The 19,060-nt window shown below is 66.7% G+C and carries 7 protein-coding genes; all 7 read right to left on the bottom strand.

The window, feature by feature from the left end:
• Window positions 1-37: 37 nt before the first annotated feature.
• The 7 genes from treY to OKW43_RS05450 all read right to left on the bottom strand — a co-directional run bounded on the left by treY (window position 38) and on the right by OKW43_RS05450 (window position 18,601).
• Window positions 38-2,905 (bottom strand): malto-oligosyltrehalose synthase, encoded by a 2,868-nt coding sequence (gene treY, locus OKW43_RS05480; protein WP_429445728.1) that lies wholly within the window; start codon window positions 2,903-2,905, stop codon window positions 38-40.
• Window positions 2,902-5,106 carry a 4-alpha-glucanotransferase gene (malQ, locus tag OKW43_RS05475; protein WP_187637528.1) on the bottom strand — a complete coding sequence of 735 codons (2,205 nt, stop codon included), beginning with the start codon at window positions 5,104-5,106 and terminating at the stop codon, window positions 2,902-2,904. Before malQ ends, treY begins: the two co-directional genes overlap by 4 nt.
• A complete protein-coding gene (gene treZ, locus OKW43_RS05470) occupies window positions 5,103-7,007 on the bottom strand; it encodes a malto-oligosyltrehalose trehalohydrolase (protein ID WP_187637527.1) in 1,905 nt (634 codons plus the stop codon). Before treZ ends, malQ begins: the two co-directional genes overlap by 4 nt.
• Before the next feature lie 145 nt (window positions 7,008-7,152).
• Entirely contained in the window at window positions 7,153-9,366 is a 2,214-nt protein-coding gene (glgX, locus tag OKW43_RS05465; protein ID WP_429445725.1) for a glycogen debranching protein GlgX, read from the bottom strand.
• Between the two features lie 115 nt (window positions 9,367-9,481).
• Window positions 9,482-11,692 carry a 1,4-alpha-glucan branching protein GlgB gene (gene glgB, locus OKW43_RS05460; RefSeq protein ID WP_429445723.1) on the bottom strand — a complete coding sequence of 737 codons (2,211 nt, stop codon included), beginning with the start codon at window positions 11,690-11,692 and terminating at the stop codon, window positions 9,482-9,484.
• A complete protein-coding gene (treS, locus tag OKW43_RS05455) occupies window positions 11,685-15,152 on the bottom strand; it encodes a maltose alpha-D-glucosyltransferase (protein WP_429445721.1) in 3,468 nt (1,155 codons plus the stop codon). The genes glgB and treS overlap by 8 nt, the downstream gene beginning before the upstream one ends.
• The gene (locus tag OKW43_RS05450; RefSeq protein ID WP_429445719.1) at window positions 15,149-18,601 is read right to left on the bottom strand and encodes a maltotransferase domain-containing protein; all 3,453 of its coding nucleotides are present in this window, start codon (window positions 18,599-18,601) and stop codon (window positions 15,149-15,151) included. Before OKW43_RS05450 ends, treS begins: the two co-directional genes overlap by 4 nt.
• Window positions 18,602-19,060 lie beyond the last annotated feature (459 nt).

Genomic DNA, 19,060 nt, shown 5'->3' with positions numbered 1-19,060 from the left:
CCGAGCCATCCCGAAGCCTCAACACTTTTTGACCGCCTCAGCTTCGAGGCACCCCATCCTCCACCAGCACCGCGACCGGCATCGCGGCGAGCGCGTCGCGCAGATACAGCAGGCCATGATCGTCGACTTTCGGCGCGGCTGGGCTCAGCCAGTCGAATAGCGCGCGCGCCGACAGATCGGACGGCATTTCGATGGCCGTATCCGCCCATCGCGCCGGCTCGACGAGCGGCAGATCGGTGTCAGGGCCAAGCAACCCCGCCGCCAACCGGCTCGCAATCACCACGGCCCACGCATTGCCATGGCGCCGCGCAAACGCGATCACACTCGACGCATGCGCGCCGCGCACCGTGAGCGGCAGATACGTGCCCTGACTCAGCAGCTCCGGCAGATGTGCGCGCAACGCCAGCACCCGCTGGATCACCGCGAGCTTCACGCGGCCGTTGCGCCAGTCCGCGAGAAATTCCGACGGCGGCGCTTGCGTTTGCGGCAGCCACGCCTCGCGTGTGGCGAAATCGACGGGCCGCCGATTGTCCGGATCGACGAGGCTGAAGTCCCACAGCTCGGTGCCTTGATAAAGATCGGGGATCCCAGGCGACGCCAGACGCAGCAGCGTCTGCTGCAGACTGTTGAGCGCGCCCCCGCGCCCGATGCGCTCGACGAACGCCGATAGCTCCTTCAGAAAGCCGTCGCGCCGTTGCGGCGCGAGGATGTCGAACAGGAACTCCCGGCAGCCGGATTCGTAGACTTCGTCGGGTGTGAGCCAGCTGGTTTGCAGCTTCGCCTCGCGCAGCGCCTTCAATTGCCATTGCGCGACGCGCTCGGCCAGCTCCTTGACGCCGGCTTCGTCGTCGACGCTCAGCGTCGGCGGCCAGCAGCCCACCAGCGTCTGATACAGCCTCGCCTCGGCGGCGGGGCCGGGAGCCCAGGCGTCGCTCTTGTCCTGACTCACGCTGCTGATCGGCGTGCCGTCCAGCGCACGACGCTGCGGCGCGTTCAGCGTCGACCATGCACGCAACGTTGCACCCCACTCGTCGGCGATCTCGCTGAGCACCGCGAGCCGTGCGCGCACGTCTTCGCCGCGCTTGTGATCGTGCGTGGCCGTCGCGAGCATGGCATGCGGAAAACGTTGCGCACGTTCGAGGTTGCCCGCGTGAAACTGCTCGACCGACAGCGCGAACTCGGCCGGGTCGGAGCCGACTTCGTTGCGCGACAGTAGACGGCCGTAGCGATAGCACGCGGTGTCCTCGATCGCCTTGGCGGCGAGCGGAGCGCTCAACTGCGAAAACAGCGTTTGCGCGCTGCGTCGCGACGAAACCGCATGCGACGGCGGCGCACCGCCTTGCGCCTGCTGCTGCGACTGCGCGCCGGGCCGCGCGGGCGGCGCATCTTCGGCGCTGCCGCCGAGCCACGCGTTCACGCGCTCGAGCGCCGCATGGTCCGAGCGCGGCAGCGAAGCGCGCGCGCCGTCGAGCGCCTGCTCGAAATAGACGTTGTCGGCGGCGCTGCGCAGGCCGCCCTGCGGATACATGCGGTACACGGGGAAATGCACGACCAGTTCGACCAGCACCCGGCGCAGCGTCGTGTACGTGAAGTCGCGCGTGCTCAGCGAATCGCGTGCGATGCGATGCAGTGCGCGCGCCGCGCGGTCCAGTTCCGCGGACAGGTTTTCCGCCAGAATCTTGCGGCGCGCGGCGTGCGCTTCATCGGCGAAGTTCGCGCTGCGGCCGGTGAGCTCGGCCCACGTGTGCGCGAGCGGTTCAGCGCCGGCCGGATCGTGCAGCAGCGCGCCGACGTCGCTCATGAAGTCGTAGCCGGTCGTGCCGTCGACGGGCCAGTCGTCGCGCAACGGCTCGCCGCGGCCGAGAATCTTTTCGACCACCATGTACGGCGCGGTGTCGCGCAACTCGGTGAGCCGTTGGCGCAAACGCTGGCAGTATTCGCGCGGCTCGGCGAGCCCGTCGATGTGATCGATCCGCAAGCCGTCGACGAGCCCCTCGCGATAGAGGCGAAAGATCAGCGCATGCACCGCCTCGAACACCTCGGGCCGCTCGACGCGCACCGCGGCGAGCGTCGAGATGTCGAAGAAGCGCCGCCAGTTCACTTCGTCGGAGGCGGTGCGCCACCACGCGAGCCGGAAATGCTGCCGCTCGATCAGCCGATGCAGCCGGTCGCGCGTGACCGGCTCTTCGGGCGCGTAAGTCTCCAGCACGAACTCGATCGACGACTCGCCCTCGCGCTCGACGAACTCGCGCAGCGCGTCGCGCGCCTCGGCGGCGCGCGGCTGATCGGCGGGCTGTGTCGTGAGTCCCTGAAAGCGATTGGCGAGCGCGCTCAGGTCGGCGCGGTCGGCGCCTTGCAGGATCGCCGCGTAATCGACCGGGCAGACCGGGAACACGTGCGGACCGTAACCGATATAAAAGCGTCCGCTGTCGGCCGCGAAATGCAGTCCGATGCGGGCGGCCGCCAGTTCTTCGCCGTACGACGCGCCGAGCGTCGGCAGCAGCACCTTGCCGCGCAGCGCGGGATCGGGCGAATGCCAGTCGACGTCGAAATGACGCGCATACGCGCTGTGGCGGCCCCATTCGAGGATGTCGAGCCACCACGCATTGCTCGAACCGCCGATGCCCATATGATTCGGCACGATGTCGACGATGAGCCCCATGTCGTGCGCGCGCAGCTTGTCGCCGAGGCGCTTCAGGCCCGCCTCGCCGCCGTATTCGTCGTTGACCTGGGTGTAGTCGACGGTGTCGTAGCCGTGCATCGAGCCGGGCTCGGCCGTCGTGATCGGCGACGCGTACAGATGGCTGATGCCGAGCGCGGCGAAGTATTCGACGTGCTGCGCGGCGTCGTCGAACGTGAAGCCTCGATGGAACTGGAGGCGCAGCGTGGAGCGTGGAACGGTCATGGCGTGTCAGGCTCCGCGGAAGGGTGGGATGAAGGCGCGGCGGCGCGGCGCGCGCCGTCGACGGCCAGCAGGCGGTCGGTGAACACGGGGTCGTCGAATATCGCGTCGACGGGCTGCGCCATGCGGCGGCGCCAGTTCGGATGTTCGTCGATCGAGCCCGGCACGTTCGGCTGCTCGGCCAGCCCGAGCAAGTCTTCGAGCGGGAACGTGACGAGCGGCCCGGGCGTCGCGGCGACGAACGCGAGCGCTTCGTCGACCGGCGCGTTGTCGGCGTCCGGCGGCGCGACGTCGGGTGCGGCCACGCCCGCTTGCTGGAACGCGCGCCACAAGTCGGCGCGCTGTTGCGCGCGCTCTTCGAGCGCCGCTTCCTCGGGGTCGCGCCCGTCGGCGCGCGCCATCGTCTGGCCGATGCGGTTGCGCCACATGATGTCGCTGCCGCGCCACCAGCCGGCGATGGTCGGCAGATCGTGCGTGGTCGTCGTGCCGACCGCGTAGCGGTCCCAATCGGTCGGCGCCTTGAAGCCGTTGCCGTCGGGTGCGCCTTCGAACCACAGCACGCGAATCCCGTCGATGCCATGCTCGTCGAGCCGCTCGCGAAAACCGGGCGGCACGGTGCCGAGATCCTCGCCGATCACGATCGCGCGATGCCGCCACGATTCGAGCGCGATCAGCCGCAGCAGGTCTTCGAGCGGATAGCGCAGATACGCGCCATTGCGCGCGCTTTCGCCTTCGGGCACGAGCCACAAACGCCGCAAGCCGAGAATGTGATCGATGCGAATCCCGCCGGCATGGGCGAACGCCGCGCGCAGCATGTCGATGAACGCGGCGAAGCCTTGCGTGCGCATCGCGCGCGGCGAGAATGTCGTGAGCCCCCACGACTGGCCGGCCTGGTTGAAGAGGTCGGGCGGCGCGCCGACCGACACGCCCCGCAGCATGTCGTTCGGATAGGACCATGCGTGACTGCCGGCGCTGTCGCAACCCACCGCGAGATCGGCGATCAGGCCGATCGCCATGCCCGCTTCGCGCGCGGTGTGCTGCGCGTGCAACAGGCCGCGCGAGGCCAGCCACTGCAGGAACAGATGGAAGTCGACCTCGTCGCGATGCGCGGCGGCGAACGCCTCGACTTCGGGGCTGCGTGGATCGCGCAACGCATCGGGCCAGTTGCGCCAATGGCCGTCGCCGCCTTGCGCGAGCTGCGCGGCCTGCAGGGCTTCGAAGCGCGCGTGATCTTCGAGCGCGCGCCCCGCGCGTTCGCAGAAGCCGTGAAATTCGAGCGCGCGGGGCGAGTGCTGTGGGCGCTCGTTCGCATTGAACTGCTCGTACAGCGCGCGCAATACCGCGAGCTTCAGCGGTGTCGCGTGGGGCCAATCGATCAGCGGCAGCTCCTCGTACTTCGACCATGCGTCGCGGGCCTGCGCCGATGCGCACGCAGAGGCGTCGGCGCCGAATACCGCGGTCGGATCGATATGCGTGACGTTGAGCCACAAACGCGACGACGGCGCGTACGGGCTGAAGCGCTCAGGCTGCGCGCTGAACATCGCGTGCGTCGGACTGACGGCGAGCGCGTGCGCGCCGCGCTGCGCGCCGTGCCGCGCAAGCTGCGCGAGCGCCGTGTAATCGCCGATGCCGCCGTCACCGATGCGGCGCAAGCCATACAGCTGCGCGGCGATGCCCCACAGTGGCGGCGCGGGCGACGCGGCTTCGGGTTCGCCTGCGCCTTCGCCGCCATGCAGCGTGCGCCACGCGTCGGCGACGGTGTAGCAGCGCGGCGGCGCGACCGCGAGCGTCATGCGCTGATCGTTGATCACCAGCGTGTGATAGCCCGCTTCGTCGATCGGCGCGAGCAGCGCTTCCTCGCCCTTCGGCGCGGTGAAGCGGCCATCGATGATAGCGCCGCTCTCCAGCTCGATCCGGTAATGGCTGTCCGACTTGACCGCGGCCGCGGGCAGCGCGATGCCACGGCCGATCACCGCGGTCATCAGCGGCGGTAGCCTGCGGCCCGATAGTTCGGCTTCCAAAGCAGCGGCGCTATGGCGGATCTCGGTGGCGTTGCCGCATGGCAGCCCCAGGCGTTCGAGCAGCGTGCCAAGTGTCTTTTCAGGCACACGCTGCGTATTGTGATGCGCGTCCTGCCACTCCACCTCGAAGCCTGCGCGGGTGGCGAGCGCGGCGAGCCTGTCGTTGGGGCGTCGGGTCGTCACGCGCGCTGCTCCTCGTGCGACGCGATGCGCGCATCGTGGCGGCTCGCGAATTCGTTGATGTCGCCGGTCAGCCACGCGATGCACGCATGAGCGGGCAACACCCGCGCGTCGGTTTGCTCGCGCGCACGTGGCGGGGTTTCGAAAATGATTTTGCCGGCGGGGATGTCGTCGAACGCGACGCTCTGTTGCGCCAGATTCAACGCGATCGACAGCGTCTCGCCATCGCCGAGTTTCCAGCGCGCGATCAGCGCGTTCGCATCGCCGCCACCGGCATCGCACAGCACGGTCGCGCCGGACGCCTTCGTATCTTTCAGGCGCGGCGTAATCAGCTTCGCGCGCACCGCGAGCGCGGACTTGTAGAAATGCATCCAGTCGAGCCGATCCGGGGTCGGGGTCGCATCGGGCGCGGGTGGCGACGAGGCGGTGAAGGTCTCGGCGTCGTTCGGATCGGGAATCTGTGCGCGGCGCTTTTCGTCGCTGAACGCGACGAAGCGCGCGAATTCGCGGCGCCGTCCTTCGCGCACGGCGTCGGCGAGATCGCCGGTGTAATCGGTGAAATACAGGAACGGTTGCGTCGAGCCATGTTCTTCGTCCATGAACAGCAGCGGAATTTGCGGCGACAGCAACAGTAACGCCGTCGCGGCGCGCAACGCATCATCCGAGGTCAGCTTGCGCAGACGTTCGCCGAACGCACGGTTGCCTACCTGATCGTGGTTCTGCAGAAACATCACAAACGACGTGGGCGGCAGATGCGCGCTCGCTTCGCCGCGCGGCGCACCGTCGTGCAGCGGCGACGGCTCGCCCTGATACGCGAAGCCTTCGGACAACACCCGCGCGAGCCGGCGAATCGGTTCGTTTGCATACGCGTGGTAATAGCCTTCCGTTTCGCCGGTCAGCAGCACGTGCAGCGTGTTGTGCGCGTCGTCGTTCCATTGCGCGTCGAAATGCGCGTCGAGCAGGCTCGCGCTGTTGTGCTCGTTTTCGAGCACCAGATGCACGTGGCGGCCATGCTGCACGCGCGCGCGGATATGGTCCGATAGCTCGCGCAGCCACGCGGGATTGTCGATCGCATGCACCGCATCGAAGCGCAGGCCGTCGAAGCGGTATTCGTTGATCCAGTAGACCGCGTTGTCGGTGAAGAAGTCGCTGACTTCGCTGCGCTCGAAGTCGATCGCGGGGCCCCACGGCGTGTTCACGCCTGCGCGGAAAAACGGCTCCGCATAAGTATGCAGATAATTGCCGTCCGGTCCGAAGTGGTTGTAGACGACGTCGAGAAATACCATCAGGCCCAGACCGTGCGCGGCATCGATCAGCGCTTTCAGCTCTTCGGGGCGGCCGTACGCGGAGTCGGGCGCGTACGGCAGCACGCCGTCGTAGCCCCAGTTGTGACGACCGGAAAAGTCATTCAACGGCATCAGCTCGATGGCGGTGACGCCGAGCGCGGCGAATTGGGGCAAACGCTTTTGCACGCCCGCGTAGCCGCCCATCGCACCGACGTGCAGTTCGTACAGCACCGTTTCTTCCCAAGGCCGGCCGTGCCAGGCCGTGTATTGCCAATGATAGGTGCGCGGATCGATGACTTCGCTCGGGCCGTGCACGTCCTGCGGCTGGAACCGCGAGGCCGGATCTGGCACCAGCTGCCCGCTATCGAGCTGGATGCGATACATCGTGCCCGCGCCACACTCCACGGTGGTCTCGAACCAGCCGTTGCCGGTCGGCGTCATGTCGTGCGCGCCTTGCGCGTGGCCGTTTTCGATGACCACCTGCACGCTTTTGCACGACGGTGCCCAAAAACGGAACCGCGTGCGCGGTCGGATGCTGGTCGCGCCGATCAACTGCGCGCTGAACGGCAGGCAATGCGCGTGATGATGCGCGTGAGGATCAATCGGACTTTCAGACATGTCTTCACCATTCGAATCTGCGATCGAGCCGGGATGGCAAGAGTGTTGCGACGCGACGCAGGCAAGCATCGCGTCGCAACATTCTTGCCACCCCGGCTGCGTTGTGAGTTGTCCTCGCTCCAGCTGGGCCGCCGCGGCGCGTCGTTCATTGCGAACCATCGCCGTCCGGTGTCTGCGTGCCCGGATCGGGCGGCAGCGCGGTCAACAGCCGTGGCCCGTGCTGCGCGCCAGCTTTCCAGCCGGCTTGCCAATCCGCTTCGCCGGTCGGCTGCGCGGCGAGGATCACGAGGCCGTACGCGGCCACCTCGAGTTCGGCCGTTGCGAGCCGCTGCGGCGCGCGTTCCGGAACCGCCGTGTCTAACAGCACATGCCATTCCAGGTGCGGTGCCGGTGGAGCGAACTGCAGCGGCTCCTCGTGAGCGTTGAGCATCAGTAACAATACTTCGGTTTCGCCATTCAGGCCCGGACCCGCGCGACGCAACGTGAACGCGCGTCCCTCCGGGTCCTGCCACGCTTCGATCGTCAGCGGATCACCGTGTTCGTCGAACCAGCCGACGTCGAACAGGCCGGGCAGCACTTCGCGGTCGCCGAACAAAAAGCGCGTTTCGCGCAGCAGCGGATGGCGCTTGCGCAACGCGATCACGCGCGCGACGAACTCGGTCATGCGCTGGCCTTCCGGCGAATCCGTGAGATCCCAGTCGATCCACGATATATCGTTATCCTGACAGTACGCATTGTTGTTGCCGCGCTGCGTGCGCAGCGCTTCGTCGCCGGCGAGCAGCATCGGCGTGCCGAGCGCGATCATCAGTGTCGCGATCAGCGAGCGCGACACGCGACGGCGGGTCGCGAGGATCGCCGGGTCGTCGGTGATGCCTTCGACGCCCCAGTTGCGGCTGCAATTCTCGTTGTGGCCGTCGTTGTTGTCCTCCTGGTTGGCCTCGTTGTGTTTTTGCTCGTACGCGGTGACATCGGCCAATGTGAAGCCGTCATGTGACGTGACGAAGTTCAACGACGCCCACGGCTTGCGATGCCGCCGGTTGAACAGATCCGCCGAGCCGGTCAGGCGCGCGGCAAGGTCGGGCCGCAGGCCGGCGTCGCCGCGCCAGAAACGTCGCACCGTGTCACGGAAACGGTCGTTCCATTCGCTGAAGCCCGGTGGATGATTGCCGAGCTGATAGCCGCCGGGACCGATGTCCCACGGCTCGGAAATCAGCTTGCGCTGGGACAGCACCGGGTCCTGGCGCAACGCGTCGAACAGGCCCGAGCCCGGGTCGAAGCCATGGCTTTCGCGCCCGAGCGTCACGCCGAGATCGAAACGGAAGCCGTCGATATTGAACGCGGTCGACCAGTAGCGCAGCGAATCCATCACCATCTGCATCACGCGCGGATGCGGCAGATTGACCGTGTTGCCACAGCCCGTGTCGTTGATATGGTGACGCTCGTCGCCGGGAATCAGCCGGTAGTAGCTGGCGTTATCGAGGCCGCGCCATGAAATGGTCGGCCCCATCTCGTTGCTTTCGCAGGTGTGGTTGTAGACCACGTCGAGAATCACTTCGATGCCGGCCGCGTGCAGCTGGCGCACGGCGATGCGCAGTTCGTCGAGCCGGTGCGTGCTCAGATAGGTCGGCTCCGGCGCGAAGAACGCGGCGGTGTTGTAGCCCCAGTAGTTGCGCAGGCCGCGCTCCACCAGGAAGCGGTCATTCACGAACGCGTGCACGGGCAGCAGCTCGACCGCGGTCACGCCGAGCTTCAGTAGATGCTCGATGAACTCCGGCGCCGCCAGGGCCGCGAACGTGCCGCGCTCGTGCTGGCGCAGATCGGCACGCAGCATCGACGCGCCGCGCACGTGCGTTTCGTAGATCACGGTTTCGCCCCACGGCACGTCAGGACGCTTGTCGTGCGACGAGTCGAACGCCTCGTCGATCACGACGCACTTGGGCATCGCGGGCGCGGAATCGCGTCGGTCGATCGAAAGGTCCGCGCGATTCGAATGCACGCGATAACCGAACAGCGCGTCGGACCAGCGAAATTGTCCGACGAGCTTGCGTGCATACGGATCGAGCAGCAGCTTGTGCGGATTGAAGCGATGCCCGAAATGCGGCTGATACGGTCCGTGCGCGCGAAAGCCGTATGCGGTGCCCGGATGCGCGTTCGGCAGATAGCCGTGCCAGATCTCGTCGGTGCATTCGGGCATGGCGAAGCGGCGGATTTCCTTACGGCCGGTGGAATCGAACAGGCATAGCTCGATTTTCTGTGCGTTCGCCGAGAACACCGCGAAGTTGACGCCCAGCCCGTCCCAGCTCGCGCCGAGCGGATACGGCGAGCCAGGCAGCAACCGCTCGGGCAACGCATGCGACATGATTTGCCTTTCCTGTTCTGTTTGTCGAGCTAGAGCCCGGATCTGCCTGGGCCTTCATGCAACGGGCGCGCGGCGCCTGCCTGCGCGCCGCGCGCCCGGGTTACCGCACGATCCTTCAATCGGCCCGCAATACGATCGTCGCGAGCGGGGGCAGGGTCAACGCCGCGGAATGCGGCCTGCCGTGGCTCGATACCTGATCGGTATGAATCAGCCCGCCGTTGCCCATGTTCGAGCCGCCGTACACAGCCGCATCGGTATTCAGCGCTTCCACCCAACGTCCGCCGCGCGGCATGCCGAGCCGATAGCCGAGCCGCGGCATCGGCGTCATGTTGCACGCCACGACGAACTCCTGGCCCGCGCCGTCGGTGCGCCGATAGGCGAACACGCTGTTGCCGCTGTCGTCGCCGATCAACCATTCGAAGCCGCCCGGTTCGCTGTCGAGCAGATGCAGCGCGGGCTCGTTGCGATACAGATGGTTCAGATCGCGCACCAGCAATTGCACGCCGTGGTGGTTCGGATCGTCGAGAAGATGCCAGTGCGGCGACGTGTCATGGTCGAACTCCGCGATCTGGCCGAATTCGCCGCCCATGAATAGCAGCTTCTTGCCGGGGTGCGTCCACATGAAACCGAAGTACGCGCGCAGATTCGCGAAACGCTGCCACCGGTCGCCGGGCATCTTGCCGAGCAGCGAGCCCTTGCCGTGCACCACCTCGTCGTGCGAGAGCGGCAGCACGAAGCGCTCGGAATACGCGTACACCATGCCGAACGTCATGTTGTGGTGGTGGTACCGGCGATACACCGGGTCTTCGTGCATGTAGTGCAGCGTGTCGTGCATCCAGCCCATGTTCCACTTGAAGTCGAAGCCGAGGCCGCCGTCCGCGACGCGCGCGGTCACGCCCGGCCATGCGGTCGATTCCTCGGCGACCGTGATCGCGCCGGGCGCGCCCGGCACGTAGCGGACTTCGTGATTCAGGCGCTTCAGGAACGCGATCGATTCGAGATTCTCGCGGCCGCCGTAGATGTTCGGCACCCACTCGCCGGCCGCGCGCGAATAGTCGCGATACAGCATCGATGCGACCGCATCCACGCGCAAGCCATCGACGTGGAAGCGCTTCAGCCACGCGAGCCCCGACGCGATCAGGAACGCGCTGACCTCGTTGCGGCCGAGGTTGTAGATCATCGTGTTCCAGTCCTGGTGATAGCCTTCGCGCGGATCGGCATGCTCATAGAGAGGCGTGCCGTCGAAATCGATCAGGCCGTGCGCGTCGTTCGGGAAATGCGCGGGTACCCAGTCGAGAATCACGCCGAGTCCCGCTTGGTGCGCGCGATCGACGAAGCGCGCGAACTGCTCGGGCTTGCCGAAGCGCGCGGACGGCGCGAACTGCCCGAGCGGCTGATAGCCCCACGAGCCGCCGAACGGGTGCTCGGCGATCGGCAGAAATTCGATGTGCGTGAAGCCCATGGTCTTCGCGTAGGGAATCAGCCGCTCGGCGAGTTCTTCCCAGTCGAGACCACGCTGACCTTCCTCGGGGATGCGCAGCCACGACTCCGCGTGCACTTCGTAGATCGTGATCGGCGTGCGCGCGGTCTGCTTGTCGGCGCGCGTCTGGATCCACTCGTGATCTCTCCACGGAAACTGCTCGATCTCGTCGACGTGCGCGACGATCGACGCGGTGCCCGGCGGCTTCTCCGTCTGCATCGCGCACGGGTCGGCCTTCAACGGCAGCGGATGGCCGTCGCGCGACAGCAGCTCGTACTTGTAACGGGTGCCCGCGCCGACGCGCGGCACGAACAGCTCCCAGACGCCCGCCTGGTGACGCAGCCGCATCGGATGACGGCGGCCGTCCCACGCGTTGAAGTCGCCGACCACCGACACGCGCCGCGCATTCGGCGCCCAAACCGCAAAGCGCACACCCGGCACACCGTCGACGTCGACCGGCCGCGCGCCGAGACATTCGAGCACCGCGTACGGATCGCCGCGCGCCAGACGTTCGAGCGGCTCGTCGCCGAGCACCGGACCAAACGAATAGGTGTCCTCCACTTCCTGCACGACACCATGCCAGTCGATACGCAAGCGGTACGGCATCGCCGACGTGACACGTCCCACGAACAGGCCAGGCCGCAACTGCTCGAGCTCGCCGAGCGTCGCGCCGTCGGCGCGCGAAATCACGGTGACGTGCGCGGCATTCGGCAGCAGCGCGCGCACGATCGCCCCGCCATCGGTCTGATGCAGGCCGAGTTGCGAAAACGGATCGGGGTGACGCGCTTCGACGAGCGCGTCGATATCGACGGGTTGAAGGCCCGCGGCCGGATCATGCTCACTCATAGTCGCCCTCGGCCGGGTTAGGCGGCGTGGCGGCGCCAGGCGCCTGGGTTGAAGGATCGTGGTGCGGCGGCGCGCCGGTGTCGCCGAGCAGACGGCTCGTGAGCGCCGCGAGGCCGCGCACCGGCAAGCCGAGCCACGTCGGCCGGTTAGCCGCTTCGTAGCGGATCTCGTAAGCGGCCTTCTCGATCAGGAACAGATCGAGCAGCGCCTCTTCGGCTTCGGGCGCGACGAGCGGTGTCGGCGACTGCGCGGCGGCCGCGCGGTACTCGACGAGGAACGCGCTGGTCGCGTGCGCGCGGAAGCGCTCGAACAGCGCGCGCTTGCGGTCCGCCGTTTGTTGCGGCGCGCTTTCAGTGGTCGATTGCGCGGCCGCGCTCGCATACGACAGCGAGCGCATCAGCCCAGCCACGTCACGCAATGGGCTCGATTTCTGGCGACGCTCGTCGAGCGAGCGCGCGGGCTCGCCCTCGAAGTCGATCAGATACGCGTCGCCTTGCGCGACTAGTACCTGGCCAAGATGGAAGTCGCCATGGATGCGGGTGCGCAACGCGCCCGCGTCACCCGGCACCAGCTTTTGGACTGCCTCGACGAGCGCGGCGCGGCGATCGATCAGGCTTTGTACGAGTCCTTTCGTGTCCGGGTCGCTGATTTCCGCGAGGCGCGGCGCGAGCAGATCGAGCGCGCTGGCGAGCATCTTCTGCGTCGCGTCGACCCACGCTTTCACCTGTTTGGCATTGGCCGGTTCCGGCGCGAACGCGGGGTCGTCGCTCGGCGTGGCGAGCGCCACGTGCAATTCGCCGAGCCGTCGGCCGATGATGCCCGCGAGTTCGCCGTAACCGTCCAGCAAGATCGACTCGTTCGTGCGATCGGGAGCGGTCTGCGTTTCGGTGTCGATCGCGATCGCGAGTTCGTCGACCGAGCGGCGCAGATAGTCGAGCGACCAGTTCCACGCATCGCCCTGATTGTCGATAAAGCCCTGCAGGATCGCGAGCGTATGTGGCACGCCCTCGGGATCGACGCGCACCACTTCGCCATACAGCGGCGCGGTATTCGCATAGCCGAGCTGCGTCAGATAGCGGCTGATTTCCGCTTCTGGATGGACGCCGGCGACGAGCCGCCGCACGAGCTTCAACACCGCGGCATCGGCGACGATCAGCGAGCTGTTGCTCTGTTCGGCCGCGAGCCAGCGAATCTCGGGCCGCTCGCCGAGATCGTCGAGTTCGGCGAAGCGCTCGGTCGGCAGGAACCTGATCTCGCTCTTTTGCACGGTCGGCACGACCGCGCGCTCGCGCAGCTTGCGCAGCACGTTGTGCGCGAAGATCGGCAGCGAGAACGCGTCGGTAAGATGGCCGACGTTGCGGCCCCGCCGCACGCGTGCAAGTGCCAGTTGCAGAAACAGCGGCGTGGTGGTTTCGCCGCCCCATGTGATCGCGATCGGCACAACGTAGCGCTCGGTATGGTCGCCGACGTCCGCTTCGATTTCAGTGAAGGCAAAGCCGCCGTTCGGAATCGTGGTCAGTGCGGCGAGCCGCACCGCATGCATCTTCTGATCTTTCGACGCGAACCAGCGGCGCCGGCTCAGCCACGACGGCAGCACCTCGGATTCCAGCAGCCGCACGTTTTCGGGTGTCGGCCCGGTTTGTCCTTCGCGGATCACGATCGTGACGAACTCGGGCAACGGCACGGAATGCGCCTGCGCCCATGTCGGACGCCCGCCGCCTTCGCACAGCATGAACCACAGGAAGCCGTAGGGCGGGAACGTCAGCAGATAGGTCAGCTGACCGATCGCGGGGAACACCGAATCGGCGGTCATCTCGATCGGCACGAAGCCGTTGAATTCTGACAGCTCGAGCTCGACCGCCTGCGGCGCGCGCGACAGATTCGCGACGCACAGGATCGGCGCCTCGCCGGGCATCTCGCGCAGATACGCGAGAATCTTGCGGTTTTCCGGCTTCAGAAAGCGGATAGTGCCGCGTCCGAAAGTCTGTTTCGCGCGCCGCGTCGACAGCATGCGGCGCGTCCAGTTCAGCAGTGAGTGCGGATCGCGGCTCTGCGCTTCGACGTTGACCGCGTCGAAGCCGTACAGCGAACCCATCACCGGGGGCAGCACCAGTTGCTCGGGGTCGGCGCGCGAGAAGCCACCGTTGCGGTCGGACGACCACTGCATCGGCGTGCGCACACCGTCGCGGTCGCCGAGGTGGATGTTATCGCCCATGCCGAGTTCGTCGCCGTAGTAGATGACCGGCGTGCCGGGCATCGACAGCAGCAGCGAGTTGATCAACTCGATGCGCCGGCGGTCGCGCTCCATCAGCGGCGCCAGGCGGCGGCGAATGCCGAGATTCAAACGTGCGCGGCGATCGCTCGCATAGGTGTTCCACAAATAGTCACGCTCGGAATCGGTGACCATTTCGAGCGTCAGTTCGTCGTGATTGCGCAGGAAGATCGCCCACTGGTTCGATTCGGCGAGGTCCGGCGTCTGCTTCATGATGTCGGTGATCGGGAAGCGGTCCTCGCTCGCGATCGACATATAGATGCGCGGCATCAGCGGGAAGTGGAACGCCATATGGCATTCGTCTTCGTTGCCGAAGTACTCCTTCACGTCCTCGGGCCACTGGTTTGCCTCGGCGAGCAGCATCCGGTTCGGATACTCGGCGTCGATGGTCGCGCGAATCCTCTTCAGGACCTCGTGCGTCTCCGGCAGGTTCTCGTTGTTGGTGCCCTCACGCTCGACGAGGTACGGCACCGCATCGAGCCGCAGCCCGTCGATGCCCATGTCGAGCCAGAAGCGCATCACCTGCAGCACCTCTTTCATCACCGCCGGATTGTCGAAGTTCAGATCGGGCTGGTGCGAGTAGAAACGGTGCCAGTAGTACGCGTCCGCGACCGGATCGTGCGTCCAGTTCGACGGCTCGGCGTCGATGAAGATGATGCGCGTTTCCTGGTACTTCTGATCGGTATCGGACCACACGTAGTAGTTGCGATAGTTCGAGCCGGGCTTCGCGCGCCGCGCGCGCTGGAACCACGGGTGTTGATCCGACGTGTGGTTGATGACGAGCTCGGTAATCACGCGGATGTCGCGCGCGTGCGCTTCGTGGATGAAGCGCCGCACGTCCGCGAGCTGACCGTAGTCGGGATGCACGTTGCGGTAATCGGCGATGTCGTAGCCGTCGTCGCGGCGTGGCGACGGATAGAACGGCAGCAGCCAGATCGCGTTGACGCCGAGCTCGGCGATGTAGTCGAGCTTGGCCATCAGGCCGGGGAAATCGCCGACGCCGTCGTTATTTCCGTCGAAGAACGACTTGATGTGCACCTGGTAGATGATCGCGTCCTTGTACCACAGCGGATCGTCGCTGAGAGCCGAGGGTTTGCCGCGCCGGCGCGCGCGTACCTTCGCCGCGGTGCCGACGGCCGCGGCCGTTTGCGCCTCGTGCGCGGTTTGGGCTGGATCGTCGCGCTTCATGTTCCACCCTCCATCCAGGTTGGGTTGCCAGCGTCTGCTTGATCAGCGCTGTCGGGAGCGTGGTCGGTGTCCTCCGGACGATCGGCGGGCAGGCCGCCTAGCGGCGCGATGCGCCAGATCGAGAACGGTTGGCCCGAGCCGAGCCGCACGTGCTGCCAGCGTCCGTTCCATTCGAAACGGGCGCCGGTCATCTGATCGATCACTTCCAGCGTGGCGTGATCGTGCAGATGCCAGCGCTGGAACGTGTCCCACGACAACTCGATGTCCGCGCCCTGTTCGTTGAACGGATCGAGATTGATCGCGACGACGATCACGTTGTCGCGCGACTCGGTCGCTTTTTCGAAGAACAGGATGCGATCGTTGTGCGCCGTGAGGAACGTGAGACCGAGATGCGTCTGCAGCGCCGGATTCGCGCGACGGATGCGGTTCAGTGCGGTGATCTCGCCGACGATGTTGCCGGGGCGGTGCCAGTCCCACGCGCGCAGCTGATATTTTTCGGAGTCCAGATACTCTTCGCTGTTCGGCAGCGCGGTGGCCTCGCACAGTTCGAAACCGCTATACACGCCCCACAGGCCGGCCAGCGTTGAGGCCAGCGCCGCGCGGATCAGAAAGCCCGTGCGCCCCTGCGACTGCAGATGGCGCGGGTTGATGTCCGGCGTATTGACGAAGAAGTTCGGCCGGTAGAAGTCGCGCGCGCCGGTCTGGGTGAGTTCGTCCATGTACTCGGTGAAATCGCGCTTCGACTCGCGCCACGTGAAGTACGTGTACGACTGCGAGAAGCCGATCTTGCCGAGCCGGTTCATCATGCGCGGGCGCGTGAACGCTTCCGCGAGGAAGATCGTGTCGGGATGCCGCGCGCGCACGTCGGCGATCATCCATTCCCAGAACGGCAGCGGCTTCGTGTGCGGGTTGTCGACGCGGAAGATGCGCACGCCCGCATCGACCCAGAACAGGATCACGTCGCGCAACGCGAGCCACAGGTCGGGCTTTGCGTCGTGCGCATAGAAGTCGGGATTGACGATGTCCTGATACTTCTTCGGCGGATTCTCGGCGTAGCGCAGCGTGCCGTCGGGGCGCCACGCGAACCATGTCGGATGCTCCTTCAGCCACGGGTGATCGGGCGAGCACTGGATCGCGAAGTCGAGCGCGATCTCGAGGCCATGTGCGTGCGCGGCGGCGAGCATCGCCTTGAAATCGTCGAGCGTGCCGAGCTGCGGATGCACGCCGGTGTGGCCGCCTTCGGCCGCGCCGATCGCATAGGGACTGCCCACATCGCCCGGTTGCGTGGTCAGCGTGTTGTTGCGGCCCTTGCGGTTCGCAAGGCCGATCGGGTGGATCGGCGGGAAGTACAGCACGTCGAAGCCCATGTCGCGGATGCGCGGCAGCTTCGCGCTCACGTCCGCGAACGTGCCGTGGCGCGATTCGTCGTCGCTCATCGAGCGCGGGAAGATCTCGTACCAGCTCGCGAAATGGGCGGCCGTGCGTTCCGCGTCGATCTTGTAGGTCACCGGGTCGCGGCTCAGAAACGGGCGATGGCGCGCGGCGGTCATCGCCTTCGCGGTGGCGGGCGCGAGAATCAGCGCGAGCTTCTGGTCGGCGTCGGCCTTCTGGAAGTCGCGCACGATGTGTTCGAGCGGCTCCTTCTGAGCGCCCTCGCTCGTCTCGACTTCCGCGAGCACGAGCGCGAACAGATGCGCGGCTTCGTCGAGTTCGATCTCGACGGTCTGGTTCGCCTTCAGCTTCTTCTGGATGTGCTCGACGAGCGACGCGAAGTCGTCGCGCCACGCGATCACGGTGAACTCGTAGCGGCCGATCCTCTCGAGCGGAATGCGCGCGCTCCACAAATCGAGCCCGGCCGGCGGCGCGGCCGACATCAGTTCTTCGTGCCACGCGGTTTCGTCGGCGGCGCGCCAAAGCACAGCGGCGGCGATCTTGTCATGACCTTCGGCGAAGATCGCCGCGCGAATTTCCGCGCGCTCGCCGACGCTGCGTTTCGCCGCGAAGCGGCCGTTTTCCACCGACGGCGACACGCTCTCGATTGCGACGCGCGGCGCGTCGATCGCGTCGAGCACGGTCTTGCGGCCGCTACGCTTGCTGTTCGCCTTGTCGATCGGCGGCGCGAGGCAGATCGGTTTTTCCTTGAACGCGCGCAACAGCCGCACCGCACCGGGCGCGAGCGCGAACGGCGCGAGTGCCGCGGGTTCGGTTCGGCTGCGCGCATCGAGCGGCGCGAAGCGTGTAAAGCTGCCCGGCACGCCCGCGAGGAAGCGCGCGGGATCGACGCGCACTGGCGCACCGAGCTCGGGATTCACGACGATCAGAACGGCTTCGCTTGCGTCGCGCAGATCGGCCGCGTCGGCGCGCAGCAGAACCGCGGCCGATGCGCCGGGTCCGCTCAATGGGCGCAACTCACCGTTCGCGTGCAGCGTCAGCGTGTTGCGTGCGAAGTCGTTGGCCTGGGTGACTGCGGCGCTCAGATCGAAGCGGCGCGACTGCGCGGCGCGCGCGAACTGCGCGGCGTCGCCGCGCGTTTGCGACATCGGTTCGGCGATGCCGTATTCGAAGCCCATCGGCATCATCCAGCCGCTGCCCAATGCAACCGACGTGAACAGCATGCGTCGATAAGCCCGCTCGACGATCACCGCATCATGCACGTCGCTCAGCTCGGCGGCGAGGCGCGTGCCGTGCGGCGCCTCCGGAAAGGTGATCGGCGCGCCAACGCGGGCGAGCGCCGCATGCTCCTCGGCCATCCAGCTCGAACGGAAATCCCACCAGCGCACCGACGAAAACGTGCTGTCGAAGCCGGCTGCTTCGAGACCGGGCAGATCCTCGCGCGACAGGCCCGGTGTTGCCGCGAGAAAGCGCACGTGCGGATGCTTCGCGCGCACTTCATCGCCGAGGTGGCGCCATACGGCGGCCGGCACGCGATGCGGCGAATCGAAACGGAAGCCGCCGACGCCCGCCTCGGCGAGTGCGAGCAGTTGCTGGGTCCACCAGACGGTCAGCGAGGCGCTCGTCGCGGGGTCGTCGAAATTCGCGTAGACGACGTTGTCTTCGCGATGCAGGTGGCGGGGATCGAGCCGCGCGAGCTCGGACTCGCGCGCGTGAAACCAGTCCGAATGCTCTGCGTACAGCACGCCGTCGGCGGCCACGCGGTCTATCACGAGATCGACCAGCAACGTCAGGTTGTTGCGGCGCGCGGCATCGGCGAGGATGCGCACGGCGTCGTGCACCGAATGCTGTGCCTCGAACACCGGATGCAGCCGCGCGTAATTGCCGACCACCTGGCCGTGGCCGGCCTGGCCCGGCTCGAACAGGCCGCCGATCAACGCGTGATCGAAGCCGAGCCCGGCCGCGTGAGCGAACTGCGCGGGCCACGCATCGAGGGGCCCGACGAGAAGAGAATGAAAAAAGTAGATCCGCGGCGCGTACCCGTTTGGAGGTTCCATCGGTCGTTTCCAGAGTTGTCCTGCTGCGGTGTGGATGCAGTCGGCATGCGATCACAGCGCTCATTGGGCTTCCCGAGCCGGGTACCGCGCGATGCGTCAGCGGAAGCACGTACTGGTCAATGTAGTGCAAAGATCGTCATGCCGCTGGCCAGTCGCGGGTGCTTTGACGCCAGACGCCGGTCCAGCGGGGCTCACCGCCACTCGTCGCGGAAAGGAGCAAACCGTGTGCCAACGCGGCCGGCCGCCGGGCAGCGCGCTAGCGGAGAAAAGGCGAGGTTAAGGCGAGACGGCGGGCGGCGAAGGTGCGCGTGCGCACGGAGCGCGCGCGATAAAGCGGGCATTGTTACGCACGACGCGGGTGGCGCGGCATGTAAAACGGGGCGGCGCGGGGCCGGTTTTACACGGGCGGACCGGCGCTGCGCCGAATGCGCTTCAAGCGCACGCGCGAAGCCGGGGTAG

The organism is Paraburkholderia sp. WC7.3g (assembly GCF_050436345.1).
GTDB classification, from domain to species: Bacteria; Pseudomonadota; Gammaproteobacteria; order Burkholderiales; family Burkholderiaceae; genus Paraburkholderia; species Paraburkholderia podalyriae.
The sequence above is the reverse complement of the archived record's forward strand: the minus strand, read 5'-3'. Positions and strand labels throughout refer to the sequence as shown.

Coding starts and splice junctions, on each gene's coding strand:
- OKW43_RS05450 (WP_429445719.1), bottom strand. CDS start 18,601: ATGGAACCTCCAAACGGGTACGCGCCGCGGATCTACTTTTTTCATTCT.
- treZ (WP_187637527.1), bottom strand. CDS start 7,007: ATGTCTGAAAGTCCGATTGATCCTCACGCGCATCATCACGCGCATTGC.
- glgB (WP_429445723.1), bottom strand. CDS start 11,692: ATGAGTGAGCATGATCCGGCCGCGGGCCTTCAACCCGTCGATATCGAC.
- treY (WP_429445728.1), bottom strand. CDS start 2,905: ATGACCGTTCCACGCTCCACGCTGCGCCTCCAGTTCCATCGAGGCTTC.
- glgX (WP_429445725.1), bottom strand. CDS start 9,366: ATGTCGCATGCGTTGCCCGAGCGGTTGCTGCCTGGCTCGCCGTATCCG.
- treS (WP_429445721.1), bottom strand. CDS start 15,152: ATGAAGCGCGACGATCCAGCCCAAACCGCGCACGAGGCGCAAACGGCC.